Genomic DNA, 25,542 nt, shown 5'->3' with positions numbered 1-25,542 from the left:
TTATTATTATAAAAACTAATATTACGAAATAAAACGCCAAACTTCTTTAAATATATTTTCTCTCAAAATCTCTCTATTCAATTTTATTTTATCTAAAATATCAATCCCGATTTTAATCTCTTTCAAAGATTTTCTTATCTGCCAAAAACCGCAATCCCATAAAGAAATTTTATATTTATTCAAATTTATTTTTTCAATATTTTCGTAAAAAAATTTATATAATTCTTTTCCGATATTTAATAAATCAAAAGATTCTTTCGTCATAATTTTTTCTTTATTTTTTAAATATTCAAATGCAAATCTTTTTTCGTTGTTATAATCAAAAAAATTATTATTTGAAAAAACTTCTTTATAATCAAAAGGATAAAAATGATTTTCTATTTTATAATATTTATCTTTATAAAAAACATTATTCATTGAAACCGTTTGATTAGAGCTTGCAAATAAACTCCAAATAACGCAGTCGATTTTAAACTTTTCGCTTAATCCTTCAATATCGCATTTCGGAATTATAAATTGGTCGCTTCCGTTAAGCCAATTAACTTTTGTAATTCTTCTAATCGCATGAATAATCATAGCCTTTTGAAAATTATCTTTTGTTATTGAAAGAGAGCCTGCGGATGCTTGAGGAGCTGAAAATATAGCGGTTAAATTTTGTTTTTGCAAATCGCTTCCGCAACTCATAAGAGAGCCTAAAAAACCATCGCAAATTTTATCTCTAATATCGCTCCCCGAAACTTTAACTTTTATGGCGGAAGATAACGGAACGAAAGAGCGCGAATTTCTAACTCTCTTTATCCATTTATTTAATAATTTTTCTCTATCGACTACGGCATAATTTTTTTTGCCGATTTTATCACAATTATTATTTAATATATTCAATAAAATATTTTCATTTTTTATATTATAATTATTTGCAATTTTCCAAATTATAAAACTTACGGGAAACGGAATAGCTTTTGAAGTGCTTTCAAAATTTAAAGAAGAAAAAACAAATCCGTTTACAAATTTATAATTGCAAACATTATCTCTAAATCTTTGATTATTATTCGCCTTTATATAATTTATCTTTGAAAAAATCGCCAAATAAATATTTTTTGAGTTTACAAATTCTTTATTTATTCTAAACATAAATTGAGCAGATAATTCTCGCGAAGATTCTCCCAATTTATTTTTATGCATAATATCTCTTATCAAACTTGAGCTTACATTTTTTTTGCTTTTAGAATTTGTTCCCGCAACCTGACTCGTAGCGTAAGGCGGATTTATAAATATAAGCCAATTCAATTTTTTATTTTGCAAATCTGATTTTAATTTATTTGGAATTTTTTTATAATCAAATATTTTAAATATTTTTTCTTTTGATTTTATATTTTCTTCTATATCATCATTTAAATAATCGTATTGAAATACGCATGCGTTTTTAAATTTATCTTTGCAATAATTTATATCTTCTTTGTCTATAGTCGACATATACAAATATTGATAAACCGATTTATCTAAATAATATTCCAAATTTCCTTTTCCGCATGCCATATCCCAAATTCTATAATTTCCGCTTTTTAATTCTTCTATGCTTATTATTTTATTTATATATTCCAAAGATTTTTTAGCGAATATTAAAGGAGTGTAGAATTCTCCTAAATATCTTTTTTTTGAATCATGTTCTTTCATTTTATATTTTATAATTTAATCGAATATTAAAATCTTGCGCTCAAATAAGGCATTGGATTTTTATGGTCGCCGTTTATTCTAACTTCAAAATGACAATGAATTCCCGTAGTTCTTCCCGTATTTCCAATAAGCGCAATTTTATCGCCTCTTTTAACTTTATGCCCGACACTAACTAAAAGTTTTGAATTATGTCCATAAGCGGTTTGATAGCCGTTCGCATGATTTATTATAAGAAACCAACCATATCCGTTTCTCCAACCAGCATAAGAAATCACGCCATCGGCAACCGCTAAAATCGGAGTTCCGTAAGGTCCCGCGATATCGACTCCGTAATGATAACTTTTTTCTTTAGTAAAAGGCGATAATCTCGCTCCAAATCCGCTTGAAATTCTTCCGCCGCCAGCAACGGGCCAACCTGTTGGAATTTCTTTATGCAATATAGAAGATATTTTTAAAAAAGATAAAATATTTTTTTGATATATATCGACTTCATTTAAAATTTTGTTTATATTAGTGGCTTCATTTTTTTTAATAGAATAGTTATCGTTATAATCTATGCTATAAGAAATATTTTTTAAATAATTATTATAATCTATTAAAGCCGAAGAATATCTATTTATTGAAGTTTTATAATCTTGTATTAATTTATAAGTTTGAGCTTCTCTATCGGATAGAGCGATATAAAAATTACCCGCATTTTTTTGTCTATAATAAGCGTCTATTCCCGTATAAACCAAAGACGAAAATATTAAAAGTAAATATAATATAATAAAATTATTAATCGGCTATCTTATTCCTTTTTCGTCATCGTTATAAAATAAGAGTATGCTTCTTTCGTTATTTCCTTTTTTTATAATAGTGTTAATTATAATTTTGAAAAAATTTCTTATTCCGCTAGTTAAATTATATAAGGCTTTAAAAAATTTATTTATCTTTCCAATAAATTTGCTTCTTGATTTTACATAAGGATTTTTATAAATTTTTACTTTTTTCTTCTTAAGCGATTTATAAAAATATTTATTTAAACTTTTATCGCTTTTAGAATTTTTTTTATCTATTTTTTCATTTTTAGAATCTAAATTACCTACAAATTTACTCGCAATATCTTTAGCTTCTTTTGAGCTTTCTTCCGTTATATAATATTTATCTAATTCGGCGTTTAATTCTTCAGTTTTGTCAAATAAATCTCTCGTCTGAATAATACTCTCCTCGTTTATAAACTATCAAATAAACTATTCTCTTTATAGTTATCGTCATATATTTTTGAAACATTTAAATAAGAAAAAGCCTTTTTTGTGGCGACTCTTCCTTTCGACGTTCTCTTTATAAAACCGCATTGAATCAAATAAGGCTCAATAATATCTTCTATAGTTTCTATTTGTTCGGATAATGAAACTGAAATAGTGTCTATTCCAACAGGTCCTCCGTTATAATGTTTAACTATAGCGTTTAAGTATTGTCTATCAAGCGCTTCAAATCCGTTTTTATCGACTCCCAATTTTTCCATAGAATCGCATGCAAAATTTTCATCCATTTTTATAACATTTGAAACTATTGCAAAGTCAAATATTCTCCTTAAAAGTCTATTTGCAATTCTTGGCGTTCCTCTCGCTCTCGATGCTATAGAATGCGCAGCCGAATCGGTTATTTCTATATTTAAAAAATTTGAACTTCTTTTAACTATATTAGCCAAATCGCTTTCGTTATAAAATTCCAATCTTTCCACTATTCCGAATCTGTCGTATAAAGGCGTGCTTAAAAGTCCGCTTCTTGTAGTCGCTCCGATAAGAGTAAAATGAGGCAGTTTAACTCTAAAACTTTTCGCGCTCGTTCCTTCTCCAACTTTTATATCTACAAAAAAATCTTCCATTGCAGAATATAAAACTTCTTCTACAACCGTTTTTAATCTGTGAATTTCGTCTATAAATAATATATCTTTTTCTCCCAAAGTCGTTAATATAGAAGCTAAATCTCCAGGTCTTTCTATAACGGGAGCGGATGTAGATTTTATATTGCATCCAAGTTCATTCGCTATAATTTGAGCGAGAGTAGTTTTTCCCAAACCAGGCGGTCCGTAAAAAAGTATATGGTCCAAAGAAACATCTATTTTTTTTGCGCTTTCTATATAAACATTTAATTTAGACTTTATATTATCTTGTCCTATAAAATCGTAAAAACCTTTAGGTCTTATAGAAGTATTTTCCAAATTATCGTAAGAAGTTTCTTCGGCATTTGTTAAACTTTGATTTTCTTTTTCCATATTTATTTTTATTAAGCAATTAAAATAATTCTGATATTATATTACAATAATAATTATTAGTCTATATATAATATTTTAAATATTTAACTATTATTCTCGCCATACCAATCTACATTTCTTGAAAAATACATTCCCGCCGCTATAACTATAAATAATCCTAAAGTTCCCATAAGAAAAGCGTAATCGGTAAGTTGCAATATGCCAAATAAAAATATATAAATCAAAATTTCTACAATAGCCATATAGAGAATATATTTTTTCGATTTTATTATATAACCTATATACATTGAAGTTAATAAAACTACCATAATCGCGCTTATTAAATAACTTAAATTAAAATTTATATGCTCTGAAATCGCAAGCAGTAATAAATAAAATATCGCGTTAGATATTCCAATCAATATATATTGAACGGGATGAATTCGTTTTTTAGAAATTACCTCGCATAAAAATAAAACAAAGAAAGGAATAAATATAAAAAGTATAGAATATTTCACGCTTCTTAAAATTTTTTGATAATTATCGTTAAGAAGTAAAAAAGATATTATTACATTATTTGCATTTTGATTATCTTTAAATTCATATTCGTTATTTTTATCTTCTTCTTCGCTTGTCCAATATTTATTATATGAAGTATTAAAGCTTGCGATATTCCATTCCGCATTAAATCCGTTTTTAGACAATTCTCTTTTTGTAGGAAGAAATCCGCCCGTAAAACTTGGGTCGCTCCATTTTGAAGATATATTAAAATAATTATCCGAAGCCATAGGATTTATAATCAAAGAATTTCCGCCTTGAATATCAATGCTCGTTTCAAATTCAAAACCGTTAAATAATTTTTCTTTTGAAATATTAAATAAAAATATATTGCTAAACATAGGCAAATTTATTTTTACGGTTTTCTCGTAATATTTAAGCTCTTCGTTTTCGTTTATAATTATTTTAGGCAATTTGAGTAAATTCTTTTTATTTCTAATTCCAAATATAATAATCGCTTCGTCAAATAATATTTCGGCGTCTTTTTCATTTAAATTATACAAATCAGAATTATATTTATCAAACTTTCCTTTTATATTTAAAGTCGAATTTAAAACGGGAACTTTAAATATTCCTCTTTTAAGCAAACTTATTTCAACATTTCCAAAAATATTATAACTATTTGGCATATAAAAAATATATTCTCTTTTATAAGTTATTTCTTTCGTGTTTTCGTATATAACTTTTTTCAAATAAGGAATCGCGATAATCAAACCTTCTATATTTGCCTCTCCTCCGATTGGCTCTATTATCGAGTCTACGGCTTCAGATTGATAATTTTTTCTATCTCTCACAACCGAGTCGATAAAAGTCATGGGAATTAAAAGGAAAAGCCCCAATATAAGAATAGTAAAAATTTTAAATCCAAAAGTTTTTGAAACATTATAAATATTTTTTATCATAATTAAAACTCCAATTTAGAAAATATAATTTTTTTATTAATATAATTATAGTCGATTAAATATTTTTAACAAGATGAATTATTTAGTATTTCTTTTTGACGCTGCCCGTATTTACCAATGGTAGACTTTAGTCTGATGCGATTCTTTCTTGACAAGAAAATAACAAAGAATTTGATTTAGAAATCCACAAACTTTAATAAACCATATCAAATTTTCTATCAACAATATATTAAAAAATCTTTATGTTTTAACATACATTTTTATTTAGAATACTATAAATCTATAGTGGATTTTTCAAATACAAAATTATTGAATATTGAAACCGAATATATTGAAGATTTTAAATTTAATATTTGGTAAACTTTAATTAATAGCGGTTGGTTTAGAGAATATAACGACGATATTACCGAAATAATAGAAGAATTGGAAAGCATAATTGCAAACAATTAAATAATTATTAAAAAATATAATTCCCAAATTTATCGACTTTTATTTTCAATTCCTCTTTATCTATTTGAAACAAATCGTAGCCCGTTTTTAAATCTTTCCAAAAATTAATTAATTCTTCGCTATAATATTTTTTATAATAATCAAAATTTGAATTCGTCATTTTGAACGGAAATATATAAACGGGTATTTTCTTCTGTCCGCAATCCGTAGCGTAAACAGAATAAAGATAAACTTCTTTGATTTTATCGTCCGTTATCGGAATGCATCCTATTGTAACAGTCGAGCCATGAATAAATATGTCGCCTCCGAGTTTCGATTTGTAGCCTTTTATTTTATCCGAAGCGTTTGGATAATTTATTCCCAAAGACAAATAATAAGAACTTGCGGGATTAAAAATTTCTATATTGTAAAAACCTTCGGGAACTTGCAAATCTCCTTCTTTTCGTTTTGGTCCAAGCACTCCCGATTTTTCAGCTATATTATATTCGCAAATTTTTTTATAGATTTTATCCGATTTATTTTTAGCGTATAATTCCAAAATCGCTTCTTCTTTAAAAGCTATCATTAATATATTTAATTCTTCGATTTTTATATTATTATTTTTCAAATTATTTTCGATTAAATTATATTTCTCTTTTATCGCATCCCGAACTCTGCCATACATTTTTTGTTCGTTTATAAAATTGCCTGAAAATAGTAAATTATTCATTATAGCCAATATTAAAATTATTTTAAACATTTTAAGCCTCGATATATTATCGATATTATCGGAGATTTTTCAATTGATAAAAAATATTATTTATTATATGATTTAAATTATAAACTTAAATATTATTGGAGGAATAATGTTAACTTTTAAGAAAATAGACGATAAAGAAATGCAAAATATAATCGACACTAAAGAAGTAAGCGACAATATAAAAAACGCTTCTGAAAATGTTTTAGCGATTTTTACGCAAGATTGGTGTGGAGATTGGAAAGGTTTAGAAAGAGAATTAAAAGCAAACGAAGAAAACTCGCCTGTTGATATTACAATTTTTATTTGTTTATATAACGAGAGTCCTTTATACGAATCTTTTATGAACTTCAAAGAAAATACTTGGAATAACGAATTGATTCCGTATTTACGATATTATAAAAAAGGCGAATTATTGAAGGATGGAAATCATTTGCCTTTTCAAAGATTAATTAAAGTTTTTGAATAATGTTTAAAATAGAAAGGGCAAAAATAAACGATATAGAAGAAATATCCGATTTGGTAAAAAGAATTTATTTAAAATATAATTCTAAAATCGACAGCGAAGAAGGAATAAATAATATATTAACTTTTATGTCTAAAGAAAATATGCGATTAAGATTTTATATAGAAGGCGCTTTAATGTTAGTCGCAAGAGATAAAAATAACAAAATAGTCGGAGCTATAGAATTAAAAAATTTTGAACATATTTCGCTTTTCTTTGTTGACGATAAATATTTTAAATTCGGAATTGGAAAGAAACTTTTTGAAGAGGTTAAAAATATTTTAGAGCTTGAAAAATACAGCGTCAATGCAAGCGATTACGCTTTGGAGTTTTATAAAAGGTTAGGATTTATTCAAATAACCGATTCTATAAAAATTGAAAACGGAGTTCATTTTTATCCTATGCTTTACTAAAAAATAATTAAAACTCCTTACCATAAATAATAAATTCGTTTATAAAAGTTTCGTTAGAATTTTCGGCGGAAAAATATCTAAATTTGAAATTTTTTCCCGTAGATTTGCAGATTTTCAAAAGTGTCGAATTATTTTTAATATCATTCAATGTATTTTCTTTAACCGCCGTAAAATATATATCTTTATTTTCTAAAATAAAATATATATCTCCTTCTAAAATATAATTGAAAACTATTTTATCGGGAGGAAAATAAAAAACTTTAGTCATTGTGGTAATTTCGTCAATCCTACTTGGAAGACTTTGATTTATTCTTTTTACAAATTCCTCAACAATATTTTCTCTGTTTTGCCTTTGGCGCGGAAAATAATCGAAGAAAAAATAATTAGCCAAGCCAATAAGTAATGCAAGAGATAAAATATAATTTCTATAAGGTTTTAGTTTGTTTATAAAATTTTTCATTTTCATTCCTTTAAATTTAATTAAATAACCTCTGAATTATAAATAGTTTTCAAATAAAGTCAAATTATTTATATAAGCATTGTTTTTTATAATAAAAAAATATATTATTTAGTAATAATTTTTTGAGGCTGATTTATGGAATTAAAAGTATTAAATAAACAAAATAATTCAAGAATGTGTTTGGTTTGCGGATTTAAAAACGATTTAAGTTTAAAAGCGGAATTTTACGAATTGGAAGACAAATCTTTATGCGCGCTTGTAAAATTCAAAGATGTTCATCAAGGTTATCCCGCGAGAGTTCATGGCGGAATTTTGGCGGCTATTTTAGACGAAACTATTGGCAGAGCAATGATGCCTTACACGGGAGAAGAAAAATGGGGAGTCACTATTTCATTAACAACAAAATATAAAAAGCCTGTTCCAATAAACGAAGAGATAAGGATAATTGGAAAAATCACCTCCGACAACGGACGAGTTTACGAAGGCGAAGGTTATATACTTTTAAATGACGACAAAATCGCGGCAACCGCAAAAGGAACTTATCTTTGTATGGGGCTTGATAAAATCGCTGAAATGGACCCAGAAAGCAAAGAAGATTGGTTTGTCGAGAAAAAAGAAAGCGACCCTAAAATTATAAATATTCCTTAAATTTTATAATATTACCGTTTTACCTAACATATTTATATCTATATCTTTAAAAGAATTATCAATTAACATTTTAATTTTTTTTACTCCAAGTTTTTTTAATTCTTCAATTGCTTCATAATAAAATTTATCCAAACCGTTAATTGAATGAGCGTCAGTATTTAGCATTAAAGGGATATTCATTTTCAAAATTTTTTTAATCGTCATTTTATTAGGATAATGAGCGTCAAGATTTGATTTACTCATAAGCTTTATATTAACTTCGACTATGCAATTATTTTCTTTTATATTTTCTAAAACTTCTTCGACTTTTTCAATATACCAATACTCCTCTTCGGTAAAATATTCCTTTTTTAAATTATATTTTCTAACCAAATCTAAATGTCCAATAATATCGGGTTTTTGAGTATTTGTCATTTTAATTATATTGTCAAAATATTTTTCTATAACGATTTTTATGTTTCCGAAATGTTTAATCGTTTCTTCAAAATTATCTTTCGACATATCAATGCAAAAATAATTTTTATTGTCGTCTATAAAATGAACAGAACCTATTCTATAATCGAGAGCCATTTCTTTATCGGTATTTTTATTTAAGTTGGAATAATAATCCGCTTCTATGCCAGAATAAATTTGAATTTTGTCTTTGTATATTTCTTTATATTTTTTTATATCGCTTAAATATTTAATCGTGCCTTCTTTCGTCATAGAACAATCGTCTTTAATAAAATTTGAATGCCCAGAAAAACCTAAACTTATAAATTCTTTTTCTATCGCGTATTTTATATTTTCTTCTATAGAATTTTTACCATCGCAATAATTTGTATGCGTATGCAAATTTGAAATATATTTCATTTATAAAAAGCCTTTATTTTTTTACAAATTATAACATAAATTACATTAAAATAAAATTTATTTTTGAAATCTAATTAATTAAAATTAATTAGAATTATATTTTTTATAAAAAATAACCCCGCTATTAAAAAGCAGGGTTATTTATATAGATTAGTATTTTTTAATTATCTTCTTTTAGAAACAACCTTTTTCTTTGAAGCCGTTTTTTTATTTGTAGACTTCTTTTTTAATACTTTTTTAGCGTTTGACTTTTTAGCCGAAGCTTTTAAAGTTTTTCCCGCTTTTTTTACAGCCTTTTTTATATTTTTAGAGGCTTTTTTAACGGCTTTATTTACCGTCTTTTTAGCAGTTTGTTTAGCTTTTTTCTTTTGTTCTATAACGCCTTGCGCTGCTGCGAGTCTAGCTATCGGCACTCTATAAGGAGAACAACTTACATAATTTAAACCTATATCATGGCAGAACATAACGGTAGCAGGGTCGCCTCCATGCTCTCCGCATATTCCTATAATAAGTTTTTTATTTGTCGCTCTTCCTTTTTCAACTCCTATTTTCAAAAGCTCTCCTATTCCTTCTTGGTCTAAAGATTGGAAAGGGTCTTTTTCGTATATCTCTTTATCGACATAATCTTTTAAGAATTTGCTCGCGTCGTCTCTCGAGAAACCGCCTCCCATTTGAGTTAAGTCATTTGTTCCGAATGAGAAGAATTCCGCTTCCGTGGCGATTTTATCAGCTACTAAAGCGGCTCTTGGCACTTCTATCATAGTTCCAACTTTATAAGAAACTCTTACTCCCTCTTTTTCAAATACTTCTTCGGCTATTTTTATTATTCTATCTTTTATAATTTTTAGCTCTTTCAAAGTTCCAACCAAAGGAATCATTATTTCAGGATGAACTTTAACTCCGTTTTTGCTTACTTTAACCGCAGCTTCAATTATCGCTTTTGCTTGCATATCGTATATTTCAGGATAAGTTATACCAAGACGGCAACCTCTATGTCCAAGCATTGGGTTAACTTCATGCAAACTATCTCTTATCGCTCTTAATTTCTCGAAAGCTACTCCCATATCGTTTGATAATTCTTCTAATTGAGAATCTTCATGAGGAATAAACTCATGCAAAGGCGGGTCCAAAAGTCTAACCGTTACGGGATAACCATCCATAGCTTTAAATATTCCAATAAAATCTTCCATTTGCATTGGGAATAAATTATCCAAAGCTTCATCATATAATCTTTTTGGCTCTCTATAAGCGTCTTTTAATTCGCTAACCAAATTATTTTTTCCCGCTCTTTCAACTTCGCTTATTTGAGCTTGCAATTGTTTAACATCTTCGGCAACTAGTATTAATTGTCTAACGCTTTTAATTCTATCGGCATTAAAAAACATATGCTCCGTTCTGCATAATCCTATTCCTTCCGCTCCAAAACTTCGCGCTATTTGAGCGTCATGAGGAGTGTCGGCATTTGTATGAACTTCCAATTTTCTTGTATCGTCAGCCCATTTCATAAGCTTTTTAAAATCTTCAGACATTTCTGCTTCTTTAGTCGCAACTTGTCCTAACATTACCTCGCCCGTAGAACCGTCTATTGAAATATAATCTCCTTCTTTTACAATCTCATTTCCCACTTTCATACTTCCTGAAGAATAATCTATATCTAAAGCGCTACATCCCGCAACGCAGCATTTTCCCATTCCTCTTGCAACAACGGCTGCATGAGATGTCGCTCCGCCTCTTGCCGTTAAAATACCTTCTGCGGCATTCATACCTTTAATATCTTCTGGGCTTGTTTCTATTCTAACGAGTATTACATTTTCGCCTTCTTCTTTTTGTTTTTCCGCTCTATCCGCTGCAAATACTACTTTACCAACGGCGGCTCCAGGCGAAGCGTTTAATCCTTTTGCCAAAATCGTAGCTTCTTTTTTAGCTTCTGGGTCGAAAGTAGGATGCAAAAGCTGGTCTAAATCTGAAGGATTAACTCTCATTATAGCTTCTTCTTTTGAAATTATATTAGCTTCTGCAAGTTCAACCGCTATTCTAACCGCTGCGGCTGCCGTTCTTTTTCCGTTTCTTGTTTGAAGCATATAAAGTTTGCCTTCTTGAATCGTAAATTCCATATCTTGCATATCGCTATAATATTTTTCTAATTGATTTTTATAACTTACAAGCTGTTTATATACATTAGGCATAACTTCTTCAAGCGAAGGATATTTTCCTTTTCTTTCAAATTCGCTTATATTATTATTTTTAGCCCAATCTAAACTGCCTTCAAGAGTAATTTCTTGAGGAGTTCTTATTCCTGCAACGACATCTTCGCCTTGAGCGTTTATTAAAAACTCTCCGTAGAATTTATTTTCGCCCGTTGCTGGATTACGAGAGAAACAAACTCCCGTAGCGGAAGTATCGCCCATATTTCCAAATACCATTGCCTGAACATTAACCGCTGTTCCTAAAAGATTTCTTATATCGTTTAATTTTCTATAGGCTTCGGCTCTTGGATTATTCCAACTTCTAAATACCGCATTTATAGCATGCCATAATTGAACTTTTGGGTCTTCTGGGAAATCTTCTCCCATTTCTCTTTTATACATTTCTTTATATTTATCAACAACTTCTTTTAAGTCATCAACATTTAAATCCGTATCTTTAACTTCTTTTGCAGGTTTGCCTACTCTGGTAGCTATAGAATGTTTTGCATTGTCTAATATCTCTTCAAATTTATCATGGTCGACTCCCATAGCCACATCGCCAAACATTTGAATAAATCTTCTGTAAGCGTCCCATGCGAATCTTGGATTATTAGTTTTCTTAATCATTCCATTAACCACTTTTTCATTAATGCCCAAATTAAGAATAGTATCCATCATTCCTGGCATTGAGATTGCAGCTCCCGAACGAACAGAAACCAATAAAGGTTTTTCTTCGTTGCCGAATTCCATATTCATAGCTTTTTCAAGCTTCTTAATATTTTCGTCTACGAGTTTTTTCAAATCTTTCGGATACGATTTATTTTTTGAATAATAATCGCATACTTCGGTTGTGATTGTAAAACCCGCTGGAACTGGAACTTTGCTTTCCGTCATTTGAGCCAAACCCAAACCTTTACCGCCTAAAAGCGCTTTAGTTTCTTTAGCTCCTTCCGACTTACCGTTCCCAAAAAAGTAAACCATTTTTTTTAATGCCATAATAAGCCCCCGTAAAATAATCTTATTAATATATATTTATTATATAGTTATTTTTTTTATTGTCAATTTTTATTTTAAAAAATTTTTATAATAATTAAAATTTTAAGATATATAAGTCGACAATTAAATATAGTATTCTTTAATTAAAATATATACTTAATTTTAAATTATTGTATAATATTGTAATTAGAAAATAAGGAATTATTATGAAACTTAAAATTCATAATTTTATTATATTATTTTTTTTAATAATTATGATTATAACATGCCAAAGTTCTATAGTTATATCTAATAACCGAAGAAATGATAAAATAAATAATGCGGCTACAAATAATATAATAACAAATATTATAGCCAATAATACGAGAACAAATAATATTGCAACAAATCAAGCTCAAAAAAATATACAACCGCAAATACAAATTGCATATCAATATAGATTAACCGAAAGAGGAAAAATTTTAATAGTTCCTGAAAATATACTTTTTGAACAAAATAGCAGTAAAGTTAATGTCAATAGATACGAAAAAACTATAATATATGTTTCTTCTTTATTAGGATTAACAAATATTATGAATATAATTGTCGAAGGACATACGGATAATTCTAGACGAGAAAATGTTGATAATTCATCTTATAATTTAAGCAGAACTAACGATATATTATATTTATACGATAGCAAAAAAAATGAAACCAATTTATCATATTTGCGAGCTGTGGCTGTATCGTCATATTTAACAAACGCTATGAAAATAAAATTAATAAATATAGGCGTTCAGAATTTAATTAATCCTTATGACACTGACGCTTTAAATAGGAGAGTAGAGTTTATTATAATAGAAAATTCAAGCGATATTGATATTTATAATAATTATTTTAGGAATAATTAAATATAGATTTTTTAATAAAAGCCATATTAAAATATAATAACAAAAATTATTATGATAATTTGCGAAATTCTAATTTAATTATTAATTGACATAAAAAAAACATTGTATATAATTAAAGTAATTTAATAAAAATATTTTATAAAGAAAGAAGGATAAAAAATGAAATTAAAACATACGATAGATTTTATTAAAAAAGATACGGTTGCGATTTTTGTAAAAGTTGAAAAAGAGCAGCCAAAAGTTTGCACTTTCGATAAGGAATATATAGATTTGTTTAATAGTTTGGTTAAAGATAAATATTATACAATCTCTACTCCGTTTGCTTTTGCATTTTCTAAAAATACGAGAGTAATTTATATAACTTATAGAGAAGTTAAAAATTATATGTATGAAACTTGGAAATGCGCTGGAGCTTCTTTAATAAAAATAATGAAAGATTTGCATATAAGCGATATTGAAGTCGATATGGCGGAATTATTTGCAGAAATAGGCTCTATGGAATCATACGAACAATTTTGTTTAGGAATGCTTTTAGCTTCTTATAATTTCAATAATTATTTGGGAGAAAAAAGATTAAAAGAAAAAACGAATATTAAAAACATACTTTTAGTTTCAGAACATAAAAAAGACACAGAAAACGCGATAGCGAGAGCGTCTCAAATAGCGGAAAATATTTTTTGGACAAGAGATATGGTTAATGAGCCTAGCAATGTAATTAATTCTTTAACATTTATTGAAAGAGCTAAAAAAATTGCAGAAAAGAAAAAAATTACAACGACTATTTTGGATGAGAAACAATTAAAAAATCTAAATATGAACGGAATTTTGGGAGTAAACGCTGGAAGTAAAAATCCCCCAAGATTATTTGTCGCTCAATATAAAAATAGTAAAGCTAAAAAGCATATAGTTTTAGTCGGAAAAGGAATAACTTTCGATACGGGCGGAATGTCGTTAAAACCTTCGGATGCTATGCTTGGAATGAAAGACGATATGGCGGGAGCGGCTGCGGTTTGCGGAGCTTTATTTTTAATAGCCGATAGAGGATTAAAGGCTAATGTCACGGTAATTTGTCCTTTAACGGATAATAAAACGGGAAGCGGCGCTATTAATCCTGGCGATATTTTGAAAATGCATAACGGAGTCACCGTAGAAGTGGTAAATACGGACGCTGAAGGAAGACTTATACTTTCGGACGCTTTATCTTACGGAATAAAAAAATATAAACCCGATTATATAATCGATATTGCCACTTTAACGGGAGCTTGTTCAATCGCTTTGGGAAAACATGCCACAGGATTATTATCAACCGATGAAAAGTTGGCGAATATTATTAAAGACGCTGGAAACGACACTTACGAAAGAGTTTGGGAACTTCCTTTATTTGAAGAATATAAAGAATCTATAAAATCGGATATTGCCGATATAAAAAATACGGGCGGAAGAGAAGCGGGAACTATTACAGCAGGACAGTTTTTATCGTATTTTACAGAAGGAAGCAAATGGGCGCATTTGGATATAGCATGCACTTCTTATTCAAATGTCGCTGAAAAATATACTTCAAAAGGCGCTACTGGAGTAGGAGTTTATCTGCTTGCCAAGACTGTGGAAAAATTAGTTGAAAACGAATAAATAAAAATTATGTAAATAATAATAAATAATTTAAGAGGGATTTATTTTTATAAGTTCCTCTTTTTTAGTTTTATACTTTATATAAAGCTTGTATTTATTTGTATATTTTCAAAAACATAATCTCTACTTATTATTCATACTCTCTTGTTTTAATTTTTTATCTATAATTGAGCGTTTTGATAATTCGTCTTTTATATCATTTAAAGTTATATTTTTTTCAACCATTAAAACCAAACTATGGTAAAACAAATCTGAAAGCTCGTATATAATCTCTTCCTTGCTTCCGTTTTTAGCGCCAATTATAACTTCGGAAGATTCTTCGCCGATTTTTTTTAATATCTTATCAATTCCGCTATTAAAAAGGTAAGTCGTATATGAGCCTTCAGTCATATTTATTTTTCGTCCTCTTATAAGTTCGTATAATTTATATATTGAAAAATCTTTATAATTTTCTTTTTGATAAACTTCATTCATAAAACAAGATTCCGCTCCAGTATGGCATGCGGGACCGTCTTTAATAACTTCTATAACCAAAGCGTCATTATCGCAATCGCTTTTAATATTTTGTATATGCTGATAATTTTTTGAAGTCTCGCCTTTTCTCCAAAGTTCTTTTCTGCTTCTGCTATAGAAACAAGTTTTGCCTTCTTTTAAGCTTATCTCTAAACTCTCTTTATTCATGTAGGCTAAAGTTAAAACTTCTTTCGTATAATAATCAATTATTATAGCGGGAATTAATCCTTTATCGTCAAATTTTAATTTATCAATGTTTAAAATATTTTGCATAATTTATAATCTCACTTTTATATTATTATTTTTTAAATATTCTTTTAAATCTTTTATATCTATCTCTTTAAAATGAAATATCGAAGCGGCAAGCCCAGCGTCAACTCCTTTCACTTCAAAAACTTCTTTAAAATGTTCCATAGTTCCCGCTCCGCCCGAAGCTATTATTGGAATTGAAACATTGCTCGCTATTTCTTTTAATAAATCTATATCAAAGCCGTTTTTAATTCCGTCCGTGTCGATGCTGTTTATTACAAGCTCGCCCGCTCCGTTTTTCTCTCCATTAATAACCCATTCTATAGCGTCAATATTAGTATTCTCTCTTCCGCCTTTAACAAATACTAAATATTTATTATTAACTTTTTTTATATCAACGGAAAGAACAACGCATTGATTTCCGTATTTTTCCGCAGCTTCTCTTATCAAATTAGGATTTTTAACCGCTCCAGAATTCACGCTAACTTTATCGGCTCCAGATTTTAAAACTCTGTCAAAATCTTCTATAGTATTTATTCCGCCTCCAACAGTTAATGGAATAAAAATTTCTTTCGCAACTTTTTCAAGCGCGCTTACGAATAAATTTCTATTTTCATAAGAAGCCGTTATATCGTAAAATACAAGTTCGTCAGCCATAGAATTATTATAATATTTTGCAAGCTCAACAGGGTCGTTCACATCTTTAAGCCCGATAAAATTCGCACCTTTTACAACTCTTCCGTCTTTAACATCCAAACATGGTATAATTCTTTTAGTTATCATTATTTATTCCAAAAATTATTTTGCAATTTTTATTATTTTTTTCAAATCTATTTTTTTTTCGTATATTGCTTTTCCAACAATAGCTCCGTCAATATTCATTTCTTTAAGTTTTATAATTTCCTCTTCATAAGTTATTCCGCCCGAAGCGATTATATTGCAAGAGATTTTATTTTTAAGCTCTTTATAAATATTCAAATTAGTTCCCGATAGTTTTCCGTCTTTCGATATATCGGTATAAATTATAGTTTCAATTCCCATATCGTCAAGTTTTTTGCAAAAATCTATAGAATCTTCTTTTTTAATTTCTTTCCATCCTTTAATTGCAATCATTCTATCTCTAGCGTCTACCGATACGGCGATATTTTTTTTATACTTATTTATCATTTTCTCCAAAAAATCTAAATTTTCAACGGCAATAGTTCCAAGTATAACTCTTCCAACTCCGATATCCAAATATTTTTTTATCGTCTCTTCGCTTCTTATTCCGCCTCCGACTTGAGTAAATAAATCGCATTTTTTAATTATTTTTTCTATCGTCTTAAAATTAAAAGTATTTCCTCCTCTCGCTCCGTCCAAATCTACAATATGCAAATTTTCGCCTCCGCTTTCAATAAAAAAATCTAATACTTCCATAGGATTTGTAAAATAAGTTTTTTTATTATTATAATCTCCTTCGACTAATCGAACTACTTCTCCGTTTTTCAAATCTATCGCGGGAAATATTTTCATTTTATAATCTCTCCTTAATTATAAATCAAATCTTTAAAACCTTTTAAAATATTAAGTCCCGTGTTTCCGCTTTTTTCGGGATGAAATTGTATTCCGTAAATATTATTTTTTTTAACAACCGCGGGAATTTCAATATCGTATTCGCTGCCTGCTATTATGCTTTTAGAACAATTTTTTGCATAATATGAATGAACAAAATAAACAAATTCGTTATTCTTAATATATTTAAAAATTTTATCTTCTTTCTTTATATTTAAATTATTCCAACCCATATGCGGAACTTTTAATTCTTTATTTTTCAAATCTTTTTCTATAGGACAAATTTCCCCTTCTATTAAACCGAGTCCTTTATATTCTCCATACTCAAAACTTTTATCAAAAAACATTTGCATTCCTAAACATATTCCTAAAATTATTTTTCCTTTTTTGCTTTCTTCAACTAAAGTTTCTTTTAAAATTCCACAGTTCTTTTTTTCTAATTTTTCAATTGCGTCTCTAAACGCTCCGACTCCCGGCAAAATTATTGCGGCGGATTTTTTTATAATATTTTCTCTATCCGTTAATTTATTTTCTATGCCGACATAATTTAAAGAAGACATTAAAGAAAATAAATTTCCAACTCCATAATCTATTATCGCAACCATTTATAATATGCCTTTAGTTGATAAAATTTCGTCTTTGTATTTTTCGTCTATTTCTACGGCTTGAGATAAAGCTTTAGCAAAACCTTTAAAAATAGATTCTATAATATGATGCGTATTTTCTCCATGAAAAGTTTTTATATGCATCGTTATATTCATGGAATTTGTAAAAGCCGTAAAAAATTCTTTAACCAATTCCGTGTCGAAATCTCCAATTTTTTGATTAATCAAATCGGCGTCAAAAATTAAATGACTTCTTCCGCATATATCAATCGCTACCAAAGTTAAAGCTTCGCACATTGGCATAAAAAAATTGCCGTATCTTTTTATTCCTTTTAAATCTCCCAAAGCTTCGGCGAAACATTTTCCTAAAACTATAGCCGTGTCTTCAACCGAATGATGATAATCTATATGAGTGTCGCCATCGCATATAGTTTCTAAATCGAATCTTCCATGTCGAGCAAATAAATCGAGCATATGGTCTAAAAATCCAACTTTAGTTTTATTTAAATATTTTCCCGTTCCGTCTATATTTAATTTAATTTTAATTTTAGTTTCGTTTGTATTTCTTTCAATTTCCGATTTTCTCATTTTAAATTCTCCTTAAAATAAAAAATATAAAAGTATAAAAATATTTAATTAATAATTTCTTTCAAAGCGTTTATAAAAATAATCATTTCTTCATAAGTTCCTATAGTCACTCTTATAAAATTATTAATAATTTCTTTTTTAAAATATCTAACCAAAATTCCTTTCTCTTTCAATTTCAAATAAATATTCTCGCCCAAAATTTTATTATGCGATATAAATAAAAAATTTGATTTTGAATCTAAAACCTTAAAACCTAATTTTTTTAATTCTTCTTTAGTTTTTTCTCTCGTTATTATAATTTTTGAAACGGACTTTTTAAAATATTCTTCGTCTTTAAAAGCTTCGATTCCCGCTAAAATTGAAAGCCTATTTATAGTGTAAGAATTAAAAGAAAATTTTATATTTTTAAGCCCTTTTATCAATTCTTTATTTCCAATGGCAAATCCTAAACGCATTCCTGCCAAGCTTCTCGATTTTGAAAAAGTTTGAATGACAAGCAAATTATTATATTTGTTTATAAGTTTAATCGCCGACTCTCCGCCAAAATCTATATAAGCTTCGTCTATTATAACGATATTATTTAAGTTATTTTTAATTATCTCTTCAATTTCGTTTAATTCTAATAAAAGTCCCGTTGGAGCGTTTGGGTTTGCAATAATTATTCCCGAATCTAAATTTTTATAATTATTTATATCTATAGAAAAATCTTCTTTAAGAGGAATTTTTTTTTCGCTTAAATCAAATAAATCGGAATAAACGGAATAAAAACTATAGGTTATATTAGGATAATAAATTTTATCTTTTTTATTAAAAAATGCCATAAAAGAAAACGCCAATATTTCGTCAGAACCGTTTCCAATAAAAATATTTTCGCTTTCAAGTTTATATTTTTCTGCAATTATATTTTTCAAAACGCTAATATCTGGGTCGGGATAAAGACGCAAATCGTTAAAATCGCTTTCTATAATAGTTTTTTTTACATTTTTTGAAGGAGGATAAGGAGATTCGTTTGTATTAAGTTTAATATATTTTTTATCTTTAGGTTGTTCGCCTTGAACATAAGGAATAACGGAATTCGCTTTATCGCTTAAAAATTTATTCATATTAAACTCTTCATTAATTATTTTTGAAAGTATTATTATATATGATATTTGATATAAATAAAAGTATTTATAAAATATTTTCTTTTATAAAAATAATATTTTTTAAAACTGAATGATAAAAATAACCTATTGTAAAAGATATTATAATCAATAATTTAAATTCAATCTAAAATTGAGAGGATATAAAAATTTAAAGCCATTATTTACCCCCCCCCTTTTTTTTTATGAATTTATAAAAGAATTTATTTCTAAAATTATCTCGCCATTTTCTAATCTTCATTCAAATGTTTTAAAATATTCAAAATCTATTTTTCGTGTATTTTCGTTCATAACTATAAAACCTCATTAATCAAATTTATATTTGTATAAATAATATAGCTATTAATAAATAATTTTAAGTCTATAAATATTATAATTCTATTTTTCAAATCTCAATTTTATAGAATTTGCATGCGCTTCCAATTTTTCATTTTCTGCAAAATTAATTACATTATCTTTAACTTTTTTCAAAGCGTCTTTAGTATAATAAGTGTAATAAGATTTTTTAATAAAATCATCAACCGAAAGAGGAGAAGAAAATTTTGCAGTTCCGCTTGTTGGCAAAACATGATTCGTGCCAGATAAATAATCTCCCAAAGCTTCGGGAGTGTTCGCTCCTAAAAATATAGAGCCTGCATTTTTTATTTTTGATAAAATTGAAAAAGGTTCTTTTATATTTATTTCCAAATGTTCGGGAGCTAATTCATTGCTTATAAAAATCGCCTCTTCGATAGTATTAGTTATAATTATTTTTCCGTTATTTTTTATCGATTCTTCCGCTATTTCTTTTCTGCTTAAATTTTTTAATTGTTTATATAATTCTTCTTTTACTTTACTTGCTATATTTTCGCTTGTCGTAATTAAAACGCTTGAGGCTAATTTATCATGTTCGGCTTGAGCGAGCATATCTGCAGCAATATGAATCGGATTTGCATTTTCATCCGCTATAATTAAAATTTCGCTCGGTCCTGCAAACATATCTATAGAAATTTCGCCATAAACGAGTCTCTTTGCCGTTGCGACATAAATATTTCCAGGTCCTACTATTTTGTAAACTTTAGGGACGCTTTCAGTTCCATAACTTAAAGCCGCAATTGCCTGCGCTCCGCCAATTTTAAAAACTCTATCGACTCCAGATATTTTTGCAGCAGCCAAAATAATATCGCTTATTTTCCCATTTTTATTTGGAGGCGAGACAAGAATAATTTCAGGCACTTTAGCAACTTTCGCGGGAATAACATTCATTAAAACCGTTGAAGGATAAATTGCAGTTCCGCCAGGAATATAAACGCCGACTTTTTCAATCGGATTTATTATTTGTCCCATAACGATTCCGTTTTCTTCGTTAGTTATGAATCCATTTCTAATTTGTTTTTTATGGAATTTTTCAATATTCTTATAAGCCAAATGCAAAGTTTTTTTAAATTTATTATCTATTCTATTATAAGCTCCGTCAATTTCTTTTTTAGAAACTTCCAAAATTTTTGTGTCGGCTTTATCAAATTCTTTATTATATTTAATCAAAGCCTTATCGCCGTTTTTTTTTACATCTTCAATTATCGCTTTAACTTTTTTATTAATATTATCATAACTAAATTGACTTCTTGCTAAAATTGGTTTTAAAGAATCTCCGTTTTTATAATTTATAATTTTAATCATAATACTTCCTCAATATTTTTAACTATCTCTGTTATTAAATTATTTTTAAACTTGAAACTCACTTTATTTACAATCAATCTTGAGCTTATATAATCTACTATATCTTTAATCACAATTAAATTATTTTCTTTTAAAGTGCTTCCCGTTTCCACAATATCTATAATAACATCGGATAAATTAAGTATCGGCGCTAATTCTACCGAACCGTTTAATTTTATTATTTCGACATCTCTATTTATAGAATCAAAATATTTTTTCGACACATTTATATATTTTGTGGCGACTCTTAATCTTCTCTCAATATCTTCTTTATAATCCTTAATTGAAGCCATACATATTTTGCATTTTCCAAATTTCAAATCTAATAATTCGTAAATATCATGAGAGTTTTCAAGCAAAATATCTTTTCCTACAATTCCAATATCTGCGACTCCTTTTTCTACATAAATTCCGACATCGGAAGGTTTGACAATTAAATATCTTATTCCTTTATTTTCAAAAACAAGTTTTCTATTGTCTTCAAGCAATTCTTTATTTTCGTATCCTATCTTTTTAAATAAATCGTAGACTTTTTTTAATAATCTGCCTTTCGGCAAAGCTATATTAATTTTATTCATTTTATAATTTTCTTTTTTATTTTAATGAAATTTATTTTTTATTTATTTTTGTTTATTATTAAAATCATTATATAATAAAATTAAATTTTTTGTAGTAAAAACAAGATAATTATTGAATTGAAATTATAAATGTTATGATAAAATATGGATTGATTTAATTTTAATGACTAACAATTTAAGAAATCTTTATTTTTTAGTAGTAATAATTTATAATACTATAATAAAAAATATTTAAATAATATAAATACAAAATTAAAATGAGTAAAAAAAATAACGCCGAAATAGAAATAAAAGCTTACATTGAAAATGTAAAATCAACTTTAGATTTTTTATATAAGAACGCAAAATTCAAAAAAAAATATTTTAAAAAAGATATTTATTTTGCCAAAAACTCCGAGATAAAAAGCGGAAATATAAATTTAAATAATTGCATAAGATTAAGAATTGAACATGGCGGTTATACTTTTTGCTCAAAAATAAGAAGTATAATAGACGCAGTTGAAGTTAATGAAGAGAGAGAGATTAAAGTAAGCAAAAAAAAATCTAAATTCATAATCAATTTTTTATCTTCTTTAATGGATTATAGAGAATATGTTAAAAAAGAAAAAAAAGGTTATGCTTTCAAATATAAAAACGCTTTAATTGAAGTGTCGAATATAAAAAATTTGGGCGACTTTATAGAAATTGAATTTTTAAATAATGAAGAGTCGATAGAAAATCAAATAAAAAAATTAAAATCGATATTAAAAGAAATAGGAATTGAAGAATCTTCTATAGAAACAGAACCTTATATAAACCTTCTTAAAAAAAAATTATAAAGAAAAATTTATTTTACCGTTTTCAACATTAACGCTTGCCACAAAAATTTTAACTCTATCTCCAAGTTCATAAGCTTTTACTTTTTCTATAAAAACGCATTGCATATCTTGATAAAATCTATAATCAGAACCGACATAATGCGACTCAATAAATCCTTCAATTTCAAGCCCTTCGATTTCAACAGTTATTCCGTATTTAGACATAGAGCTTATAATTCCAAAATATTCGTCTCCGAGTCTGTCTTTCATGAATCTTGCCGCTTTAACTTGTCTAACATTTCTTTCGGCTTTATTTGAAGTTTTATCAAGAATAGATAATTTATCGAAAGAATCTTTGCATAAATCTTTTAATTTTAAATCTATCTCTTTATCTTTATTTATTAAAACCGATTTAACTATTCTATGAATAAGCAAATCTGCATATCTTCTTATTGGCGATGTAAAATAAGTATAATAATCTAATCCTAAACCGAAATGACTTTTATTTACTATGCTATAAGAAGATGGCGTCATAGAACGAAGCAAAACGGAAGTAAGCAAATTTTCTTCCGCTTTTCCTTTTACTCTTTCTATAAATTCTTTTATATCGTATCCGCCATTTTCAAGTTTTTTTAATTCATAGCCTTTATTATGAGCGAGTATTTTAAAATTATTAAATCTATATTCGTCAGGCAAACCATGATATCTAAATATTACTCCGTCATAATCTTTTAATTTTTTAGCTATTTCGCTATTTGCCAAAAGCATTAATTCCTCTATTATATGAGCGGATTGCTTTTTTTCTTCTCCGTAAAATTCTATAGGAATTCCTTCCTCGTTTAAAACTATTTTTATATCGTTATTGTCGAATTCTATTCCTATGCCTTCTTTTCTTTTTTTATATAAAATATTTTTTACATCCAAAGAATTATTTATTAATTCCAAAAGCCAATTTTCTTCTTCGACTTTTTTATTTATAATATCTTCCGCATAATTATAAGATAATCTTCTGTCGGATTTTATTAAACTTTTTAAAATATTAGATTCTAAAATATTGCCTTCTTTATCAATAATAAAAATTAAAGTTAAGGCAAATCTTTCTTCGTTTTCATTTAAAGACATTATATTATTTGATAAAATCTCGGGAAACATATTATAAACTTTATCGATTAAATAAGATGAATTTCCTCTGCTTTTAGCTTCCAAATCTAAAGGAGAATCAATATCTATAAAATGGCTTACATCCGATATATGAACATAAACTTTATAATTATCTTCAATTTTTTCTACGCTTATTGCATCGTCCAAATCTTTTGAAGTTTCGCCGTCTATAGTTATTGTTTTTATTTCTCTTAAGTCAATTCTATCTTTACAATCAAATATTGCATTATTATTTATTTCGTTTGCGATTTTTAATAATTCTTCGCTAAAATCGGATTTTATATTATAAGCTTCCGCTATGATTTTTGAATCCAATTTTGCATTTTGCGGATTTACCGATATTTTTTTATTTTGAATTGTTTTAGGAGCTATTTCTTTTCCTTCAAGTTTATTTATATATTCTCTTCCTTCTTTCGTAATTTTTAATAAATTATTGTCCGTTTTTTGAATATAATTTTCGCTAATCGCTTTTCTTATTAAATTAGTCAATGCGGTTTTTTCGATTACGGTTTTTGAATTGAATTTTATAAATACATTATAATCAATTTGATTTTTTATTAATTTTCTTATTAACTCTTCAATAGTTATCATAAATTTATAAATGAAATTAATTTTTAAATAATAAAAAGTATTATTTATTTTTCAAATCTTCCAAATATCCAGATTCTTCAAGTTTTTGTTTGAATTCTGATTCAGAAAGAATATTTTTTATGCCTATAACTTTTACGCCTTTATCGATAGCTTCTTTGAACATATCAATAAAATTTACAGGACAAAATATAATATCATAATTAACGGCAGAATGTTCGCAGCCCGATAAAGCGCAAGTTTGAATATCAAAATCTTTAATTTCTAACGATTTTAATACATTTTCAGTCGTTTTCTTCATCATTAAACTTGTTCCCGTTCCGTTAGCGCAGGATACTAATACTTTTAACATAATTTTATCCTCCATATTATAACTTAATATTAATTTATAATAAATTTAGTAAACCCTCTTCGTCAATATCATTTTTTATTAATTTTTCAACTTTTTCATCGTCTCCCAAAAAGTCCGCAAGTTCGGCGATTGCATCCTGATGTCCATCCGAATCTTCAGCCGCTAATGTAAAAAACAAATAAACTTTTTCTTCGGTTTTATAAAAATCAACGCCGTTTTTCACTTTTAGAAAACTCATTCCTTTTTTTATAACGCCTTCTTCGGGGCGAGAATGCGGCATTGCAACTCCATCCATAAGAACAATATAAGGACCGTTTTTATAAACATTATCGATAATCGCTTGAATATATCTTTCTTCAATATTGCCGTTTCTTACCAAAGACTCCGCTCCGATTTTCAAAGCCTCTTCCCAATTTGCTACCGAATCGACTATTTTTACATTTCCTTTTATAAACTCTTTAAGCATAAAAGCTCCAAATAAATTAAATAATAGCCTTATATTATAGTATTTTTATTTTTTGTCAAATTTTTGAAAATAATATATATATAAAATTCGCAATTTTTTTGCTATTATATAAATGA

At 27.5% G+C, this 25,542-nt stretch carries 25 protein-coding genes; 6 read left to right on the top strand and 19 right to left on the bottom strand.

The genetic code is table 11. The annotated features are described in order from the left end of the window. Positions 1-21: 21 nt before the first annotated feature. The 5 genes from EPJ79_RS08495 to EPJ79_RS08475 all read right to left on the bottom strand — a co-directional run bounded on the left by EPJ79_RS08495 (position 22) and on the right by EPJ79_RS08475 (position 6,562). Positions 22-1,674: a hypothetical protein gene (locus tag EPJ79_RS08495; protein WP_147739164.1), complete on the bottom strand. Its 1,653-nt coding sequence runs from the start codon at positions 1,672-1,674 to the stop codon at positions 22-24. Positions 1,675-1,700: 26 nt separating this feature from the next. Next, positions 1,701-2,411 carry a M23 family metallopeptidase gene (locus EPJ79_RS11965; protein ID WP_338134177.1) on the bottom strand — a complete coding sequence of 237 codons (711 nt, stop codon included), beginning with the start codon at positions 2,409-2,411 and terminating at the stop codon, positions 1,701-1,703. A gap of 476 nt (positions 2,412-2,887) precedes the next feature. Then, positions 2,888-3,934 carry a Holliday junction branch migration DNA helicase RuvB gene (ruvB, locus tag EPJ79_RS08485; RefSeq protein WP_147739163.1) on the bottom strand — a complete coding sequence of 349 codons (1,047 nt, stop codon included), beginning with the start codon at positions 3,932-3,934 and terminating at the stop codon, positions 2,888-2,890. 83 nt (positions 3,935-4,017) lie between these two features. Next, positions 4,018-5,373, bottom strand: coding sequence for a cell envelope integrity protein CreD (gene creD / locus EPJ79_RS08480; RefSeq protein ID WP_147739162.1), 1,356 nt, complete (start codon positions 5,371-5,373; stop codon positions 4,018-4,020). Between the two features lie 457 nt (positions 5,374-5,830). Next, the gene (locus tag EPJ79_RS08475) at positions 5,831-6,562 is read right to left on the bottom strand and encodes a L,D-transpeptidase family protein (RefSeq protein WP_147739161.1); all 732 of its coding nucleotides are present in this window, start codon (positions 6,560-6,562) and stop codon (positions 5,831-5,833) included. A gap of 106 nt (positions 6,563-6,668) precedes the next feature. Here EPJ79_RS08475 and EPJ79_RS08470 point away from each other — a divergent pair, with 106 nt between their 5' ends. After that, complete coding sequence (locus EPJ79_RS08470) at positions 6,669-7,028, top strand: hypothetical protein (protein ID WP_147739160.1); 360 nt, start codon at positions 6,669-6,671, stop codon at positions 7,026-7,028. Further along, positions 7,028-7,477: a GNAT family N-acetyltransferase gene (locus EPJ79_RS08465; RefSeq protein ID WP_147739159.1), complete on the top strand. Its 450-nt coding sequence runs from the start codon at positions 7,028-7,030 to the stop codon at positions 7,475-7,477. The genes EPJ79_RS08470 and EPJ79_RS08465 overlap by 1 nt, the downstream gene beginning before the upstream one ends. Positions 7,478-7,484: 7 nt before the next feature. Here EPJ79_RS08465 and EPJ79_RS08460 read toward each other — a convergent pair whose 3' ends face one another. Next, positions 7,485-7,937, bottom strand: a complete 453-nt coding sequence (locus tag EPJ79_RS08460) for a hypothetical protein (RefSeq protein ID WP_147739158.1) — start codon at positions 7,935-7,937, stop codon at positions 7,485-7,487. Between the two features lie 135 nt (positions 7,938-8,072). Between EPJ79_RS08460 and EPJ79_RS08455 the strand changes: the two genes are divergently transcribed. Next, complete coding sequence (locus EPJ79_RS08455; protein WP_147739157.1) at positions 8,073-8,585, top strand: PaaI family thioesterase; 513 nt, start codon at positions 8,073-8,075, stop codon at positions 8,583-8,585. A gap of 3 nt (positions 8,586-8,588) precedes the next feature. Here the strand turns inward: EPJ79_RS08455 and hisJ are convergent, their stop codons facing one another. Next, positions 8,589-9,437: a histidinol-phosphatase HisJ gene (gene hisJ / locus EPJ79_RS08450; RefSeq protein WP_147739156.1), complete on the bottom strand. Its 849-nt coding sequence runs from the start codon at positions 9,435-9,437 to the stop codon at positions 8,589-8,591. Positions 9,438-9,601: 164 nt separating this feature from the next. After that, positions 9,602-12,619, bottom strand: coding sequence for a pyruvate, phosphate dikinase (gene ppdK / locus EPJ79_RS08445; protein WP_147739155.1), 3,018 nt, complete (start codon positions 12,617-12,619; stop codon positions 9,602-9,604). Positions 12,620-12,825: 206 nt separating this feature from the next. On the opposite strand from ppdK, the gene EPJ79_RS08440 reads away from it, so the two are divergent. Both EPJ79_RS08440 and EPJ79_RS08435 read left to right on the top strand, forming a co-directional pair. After that, positions 12,826-13,509: an OmpA family protein gene (locus EPJ79_RS08440; protein WP_244289092.1), complete on the top strand. Its 684-nt coding sequence runs from the start codon at positions 12,826-12,828 to the stop codon at positions 13,507-13,509. A gap of 159 nt (positions 13,510-13,668) precedes the next feature. Continuing rightward, the gene (locus EPJ79_RS08435) at positions 13,669-15,138 is read left to right on the top strand and encodes a leucyl aminopeptidase family protein (RefSeq protein ID WP_147739154.1); all 1,470 of its coding nucleotides are present in this window, start codon (positions 13,669-13,671) and stop codon (positions 15,136-15,138) included. A 123-nt stretch (positions 15,139-15,261) separates the two neighbouring features. Here EPJ79_RS08435 and hisIE read toward each other — a convergent pair whose 3' ends face one another. The 8 genes from hisIE to hisG form a co-directional block, all read right to left on the bottom strand. Further along, positions 15,262-15,924 (bottom strand): bifunctional phosphoribosyl-AMP cyclohydrolase/phosphoribosyl-ATP diphosphatase HisIE, encoded by a 663-nt coding sequence (gene hisIE, locus EPJ79_RS08430; RefSeq protein WP_147739153.1) that lies wholly within the window; start codon positions 15,922-15,924, stop codon positions 15,262-15,264. A 3-nt stretch (positions 15,925-15,927) separates the two neighbouring features. Further along, positions 15,928-16,683, bottom strand: a complete 756-nt coding sequence (hisF, locus tag EPJ79_RS08425; RefSeq protein WP_147739152.1) for an imidazole glycerol phosphate synthase subunit HisF — start codon at positions 16,681-16,683, stop codon at positions 15,928-15,930. A gap of 15 nt (positions 16,684-16,698) precedes the next feature. Continuing rightward, positions 16,699-17,412 (bottom strand): 1-(5-phosphoribosyl)-5-[(5-phosphoribosylamino)methylideneamino]imidazole-4-carboxamide isomerase, encoded by a 714-nt coding sequence (gene hisA, locus EPJ79_RS08420; protein ID WP_147739151.1) that lies wholly within the window; start codon positions 17,410-17,412, stop codon positions 16,699-16,701. Positions 17,413-17,426: 14 nt separating this feature from the next. Next, entirely contained in the window at positions 17,427-18,056 is a 630-nt protein-coding gene (gene hisH, locus EPJ79_RS08415; protein ID WP_147739150.1) for an imidazole glycerol phosphate synthase subunit HisH, read from the bottom strand. Continuing rightward, entirely contained in the window at positions 18,057-18,644 is a 588-nt protein-coding gene (gene hisB, locus EPJ79_RS08410) for an imidazoleglycerol-phosphate dehydratase HisB (RefSeq protein ID WP_147739149.1), read from the bottom strand. It lies immediately after the preceding gene. A 44-nt stretch (positions 18,645-18,688) separates the two neighbouring features. Then, positions 18,689-19,747 carry a histidinol-phosphate transaminase gene (gene hisC, locus EPJ79_RS08405; RefSeq protein WP_147739148.1) on the bottom strand — a complete coding sequence of 353 codons (1,059 nt, stop codon included), beginning with the start codon at positions 19,745-19,747 and terminating at the stop codon, positions 18,689-18,691. 417 nt (positions 19,748-20,164) lie between these two features. Next, a complete protein-coding gene (gene hisD / locus EPJ79_RS08400) occupies positions 20,165-21,445 on the bottom strand; it encodes a histidinol dehydrogenase (protein ID WP_147739147.1) in 1,281 nt (426 codons plus the stop codon). After that, the gene (gene hisG, locus EPJ79_RS08395; RefSeq protein WP_147526394.1) at positions 21,442-22,062 is read right to left on the bottom strand and encodes an ATP phosphoribosyltransferase; all 621 of its coding nucleotides are present in this window, start codon (positions 22,060-22,062) and stop codon (positions 21,442-21,444) included. Before hisG ends, hisD begins: the two co-directional genes overlap by 4 nt. 257 nt (positions 22,063-22,319) lie before the next feature. Between hisG and EPJ79_RS08390 the strand changes: the two genes are divergently transcribed. After that, positions 22,320-22,880, top strand: coding sequence for a CYTH domain-containing protein (locus EPJ79_RS08390; protein ID WP_147739146.1), 561 nt, complete (start codon positions 22,320-22,322; stop codon positions 22,878-22,880). Here EPJ79_RS08390 and EPJ79_RS08385 read toward each other — a convergent pair. From EPJ79_RS08385 to EPJ79_RS08375, 3 genes are read right to left on the bottom strand one after another with little or no spacing between them, the layout of a single operon-like run. Next, entirely contained in the window at positions 22,875-24,611 is a 1,737-nt protein-coding gene (locus tag EPJ79_RS08385) for an RNB domain-containing ribonuclease (protein WP_147739145.1), read from the bottom strand. The two genes, EPJ79_RS08390 and EPJ79_RS08385, sit on opposite strands and share 6 nt — an antisense overlap. Before the next feature lie 40 nt (positions 24,612-24,651). Further along, positions 24,652-24,960: a PTS sugar transporter subunit IIB gene (locus EPJ79_RS08380; protein WP_147739144.1), complete on the bottom strand. Its 309-nt coding sequence runs from the start codon at positions 24,958-24,960 to the stop codon at positions 24,652-24,654. A 34-nt stretch (positions 24,961-24,994) separates the two neighbouring features. Further along, entirely contained in the window at positions 24,995-25,426 is a 432-nt protein-coding gene (locus EPJ79_RS08375) for a PTS sugar transporter subunit IIA (RefSeq protein ID WP_021958781.1), read from the bottom strand. Positions 25,427-25,542 lie beyond the last annotated feature (116 nt).

The organism is Brachyspira aalborgi (assembly GCF_008016455.1).
Taxonomy (GTDB): domain Bacteria; phylum Spirochaetota; class Brachyspiria; order Brachyspirales; family Brachyspiraceae; genus Brachyspira; species Brachyspira aalborgi.
The sequence above is the reverse complement of the archived record's forward strand: the minus strand, read 5'-3'. Positions and strand labels throughout refer to the sequence as shown.

What these genes read in the sequence shown, in the direction of transcription:
- EPJ79_RS08495 (WP_147739164.1), bottom strand. Translation starts at nt 1,674, where the DNA reads ATGAAAGAACATGATTCAAAAAAAAGATATTTAGGAGAATTCTACACT.
- ruvB (WP_147739163.1), bottom strand. Translation starts at nt 3,934, where the DNA reads ATGGAAAAAGAAAATCAAAGTTTAACAAATGCCGAAGAAACTTCTTAC.
- creD (WP_147739162.1), bottom strand. Translation starts at nt 5,373, where the DNA reads ATGATAAAAAATATTTATAATGTTTCAAAAACTTTTGGATTTAAAATT.
- EPJ79_RS08475 (WP_147739161.1), bottom strand. Translation starts at nt 6,562, where the DNA reads ATGTTTAAAATAATTTTAATATTGGCTATAATGAATAATTTACTATTT.
- EPJ79_RS08470 (WP_147739160.1), top strand. Translation starts at nt 6,669, where the DNA reads ATGTTAACTTTTAAGAAAATAGACGATAAAGAAATGCAAAATATAATC.
- EPJ79_RS08465 (WP_147739159.1), top strand. Translation starts at nt 7,028, where the DNA reads ATGTTTAAAATAGAAAGGGCAAAAATAAACGATATAGAAGAAATATCC.
- EPJ79_RS08460 (WP_147739158.1), bottom strand. Translation starts at nt 7,937, where the DNA reads ATGAAAAATTTTATAAACAAACTAAAACCTTATAGAAATTATATTTTA.
- EPJ79_RS08455 (WP_147739157.1), top strand. Translation starts at nt 8,073, where the DNA reads ATGGAATTAAAAGTATTAAATAAACAAAATAATTCAAGAATGTGTTTG.
- hisJ (WP_147739156.1), bottom strand. Translation starts at nt 9,437, where the DNA reads ATGAAATATATTTCAAATTTGCATACGCATACAAATTATTGCGATGGT.
- ppdK (WP_147739155.1), bottom strand. Translation starts at nt 12,619, where the DNA reads ATGGCATTAAAAAAAATGGTTTACTTTTTTGGGAACGGTAAGTCGGAA.
- EPJ79_RS08440 (WP_244289092.1), top strand. Translation starts at nt 12,826, where the DNA reads ATGAAACTTAAAATTCATAATTTTATTATATTATTTTTTTTAATAATT.
- EPJ79_RS08435 (WP_147739154.1), top strand. Translation starts at nt 13,669, where the DNA reads ATGAAATTAAAACATACGATAGATTTTATTAAAAAAGATACGGTTGCG.
- hisIE (WP_147739153.1), bottom strand. Translation starts at nt 15,924, where the DNA reads ATGCAAAATATTTTAAACATTGATAAATTAAAATTTGACGATAAAGGA.
- hisF (WP_147739152.1), bottom strand. Translation starts at nt 16,683, where the DNA reads ATGATAACTAAAAGAATTATACCATGTTTGGATGTTAAAGACGGAAGA.
- hisA (WP_147739151.1), bottom strand. Translation starts at nt 17,412, where the DNA reads ATGAAAATATTTCCCGCGATAGATTTGAAAAACGGAGAAGTAGTTCGA.
- hisH (WP_147739150.1), bottom strand. Translation starts at nt 18,056, where the DNA reads ATGGTTGCGATAATAGATTATGGAGTTGGAAATTTATTTTCTTTAATG.
- hisB (WP_147739149.1), bottom strand. Translation starts at nt 18,644, where the DNA reads ATGAGAAAATCGGAAATTGAAAGAAATACAAACGAAACTAAAATTAAA.
- hisC (WP_147739148.1), bottom strand. Translation starts at nt 19,747, where the DNA reads ATGAATAAATTTTTAAGCGATAAAGCGAATTCCGTTATTCCTTATGTT.
- hisD (WP_147739147.1), bottom strand. Translation starts at nt 21,445, where the DNA reads ATGATTAAAATTATAAATTATAAAAACGGAGATTCTTTAAAACCAATT.
- hisG (WP_147526394.1), bottom strand. Translation starts at nt 22,062, where the DNA reads ATGAATAAAATTAATATAGCTTTGCCGAAAGGCAGATTATTAAAAAAA.
- EPJ79_RS08390 (WP_147739146.1), top strand. Translation starts at nt 22,320, where the DNA reads ATGAGTAAAAAAAATAACGCCGAAATAGAAATAAAAGCTTACATTGAA.
- EPJ79_RS08385 (WP_147739145.1), bottom strand. Translation starts at nt 24,611, where the DNA reads ATGATAACTATTGAAGAGTTAATAAGAAAATTAATAAAAAATCAAATT.
- EPJ79_RS08380 (WP_147739144.1), bottom strand. Translation starts at nt 24,960, where the DNA reads ATGTTAAAAGTATTAGTATCCTGCGCTAACGGAACGGGAACAAGTTTA.
- EPJ79_RS08375 (WP_021958781.1), bottom strand. Translation starts at nt 25,426, where the DNA reads ATGCTTAAAGAGTTTATAAAAGGAAATGTAAAAATAGTCGATTCGGTA.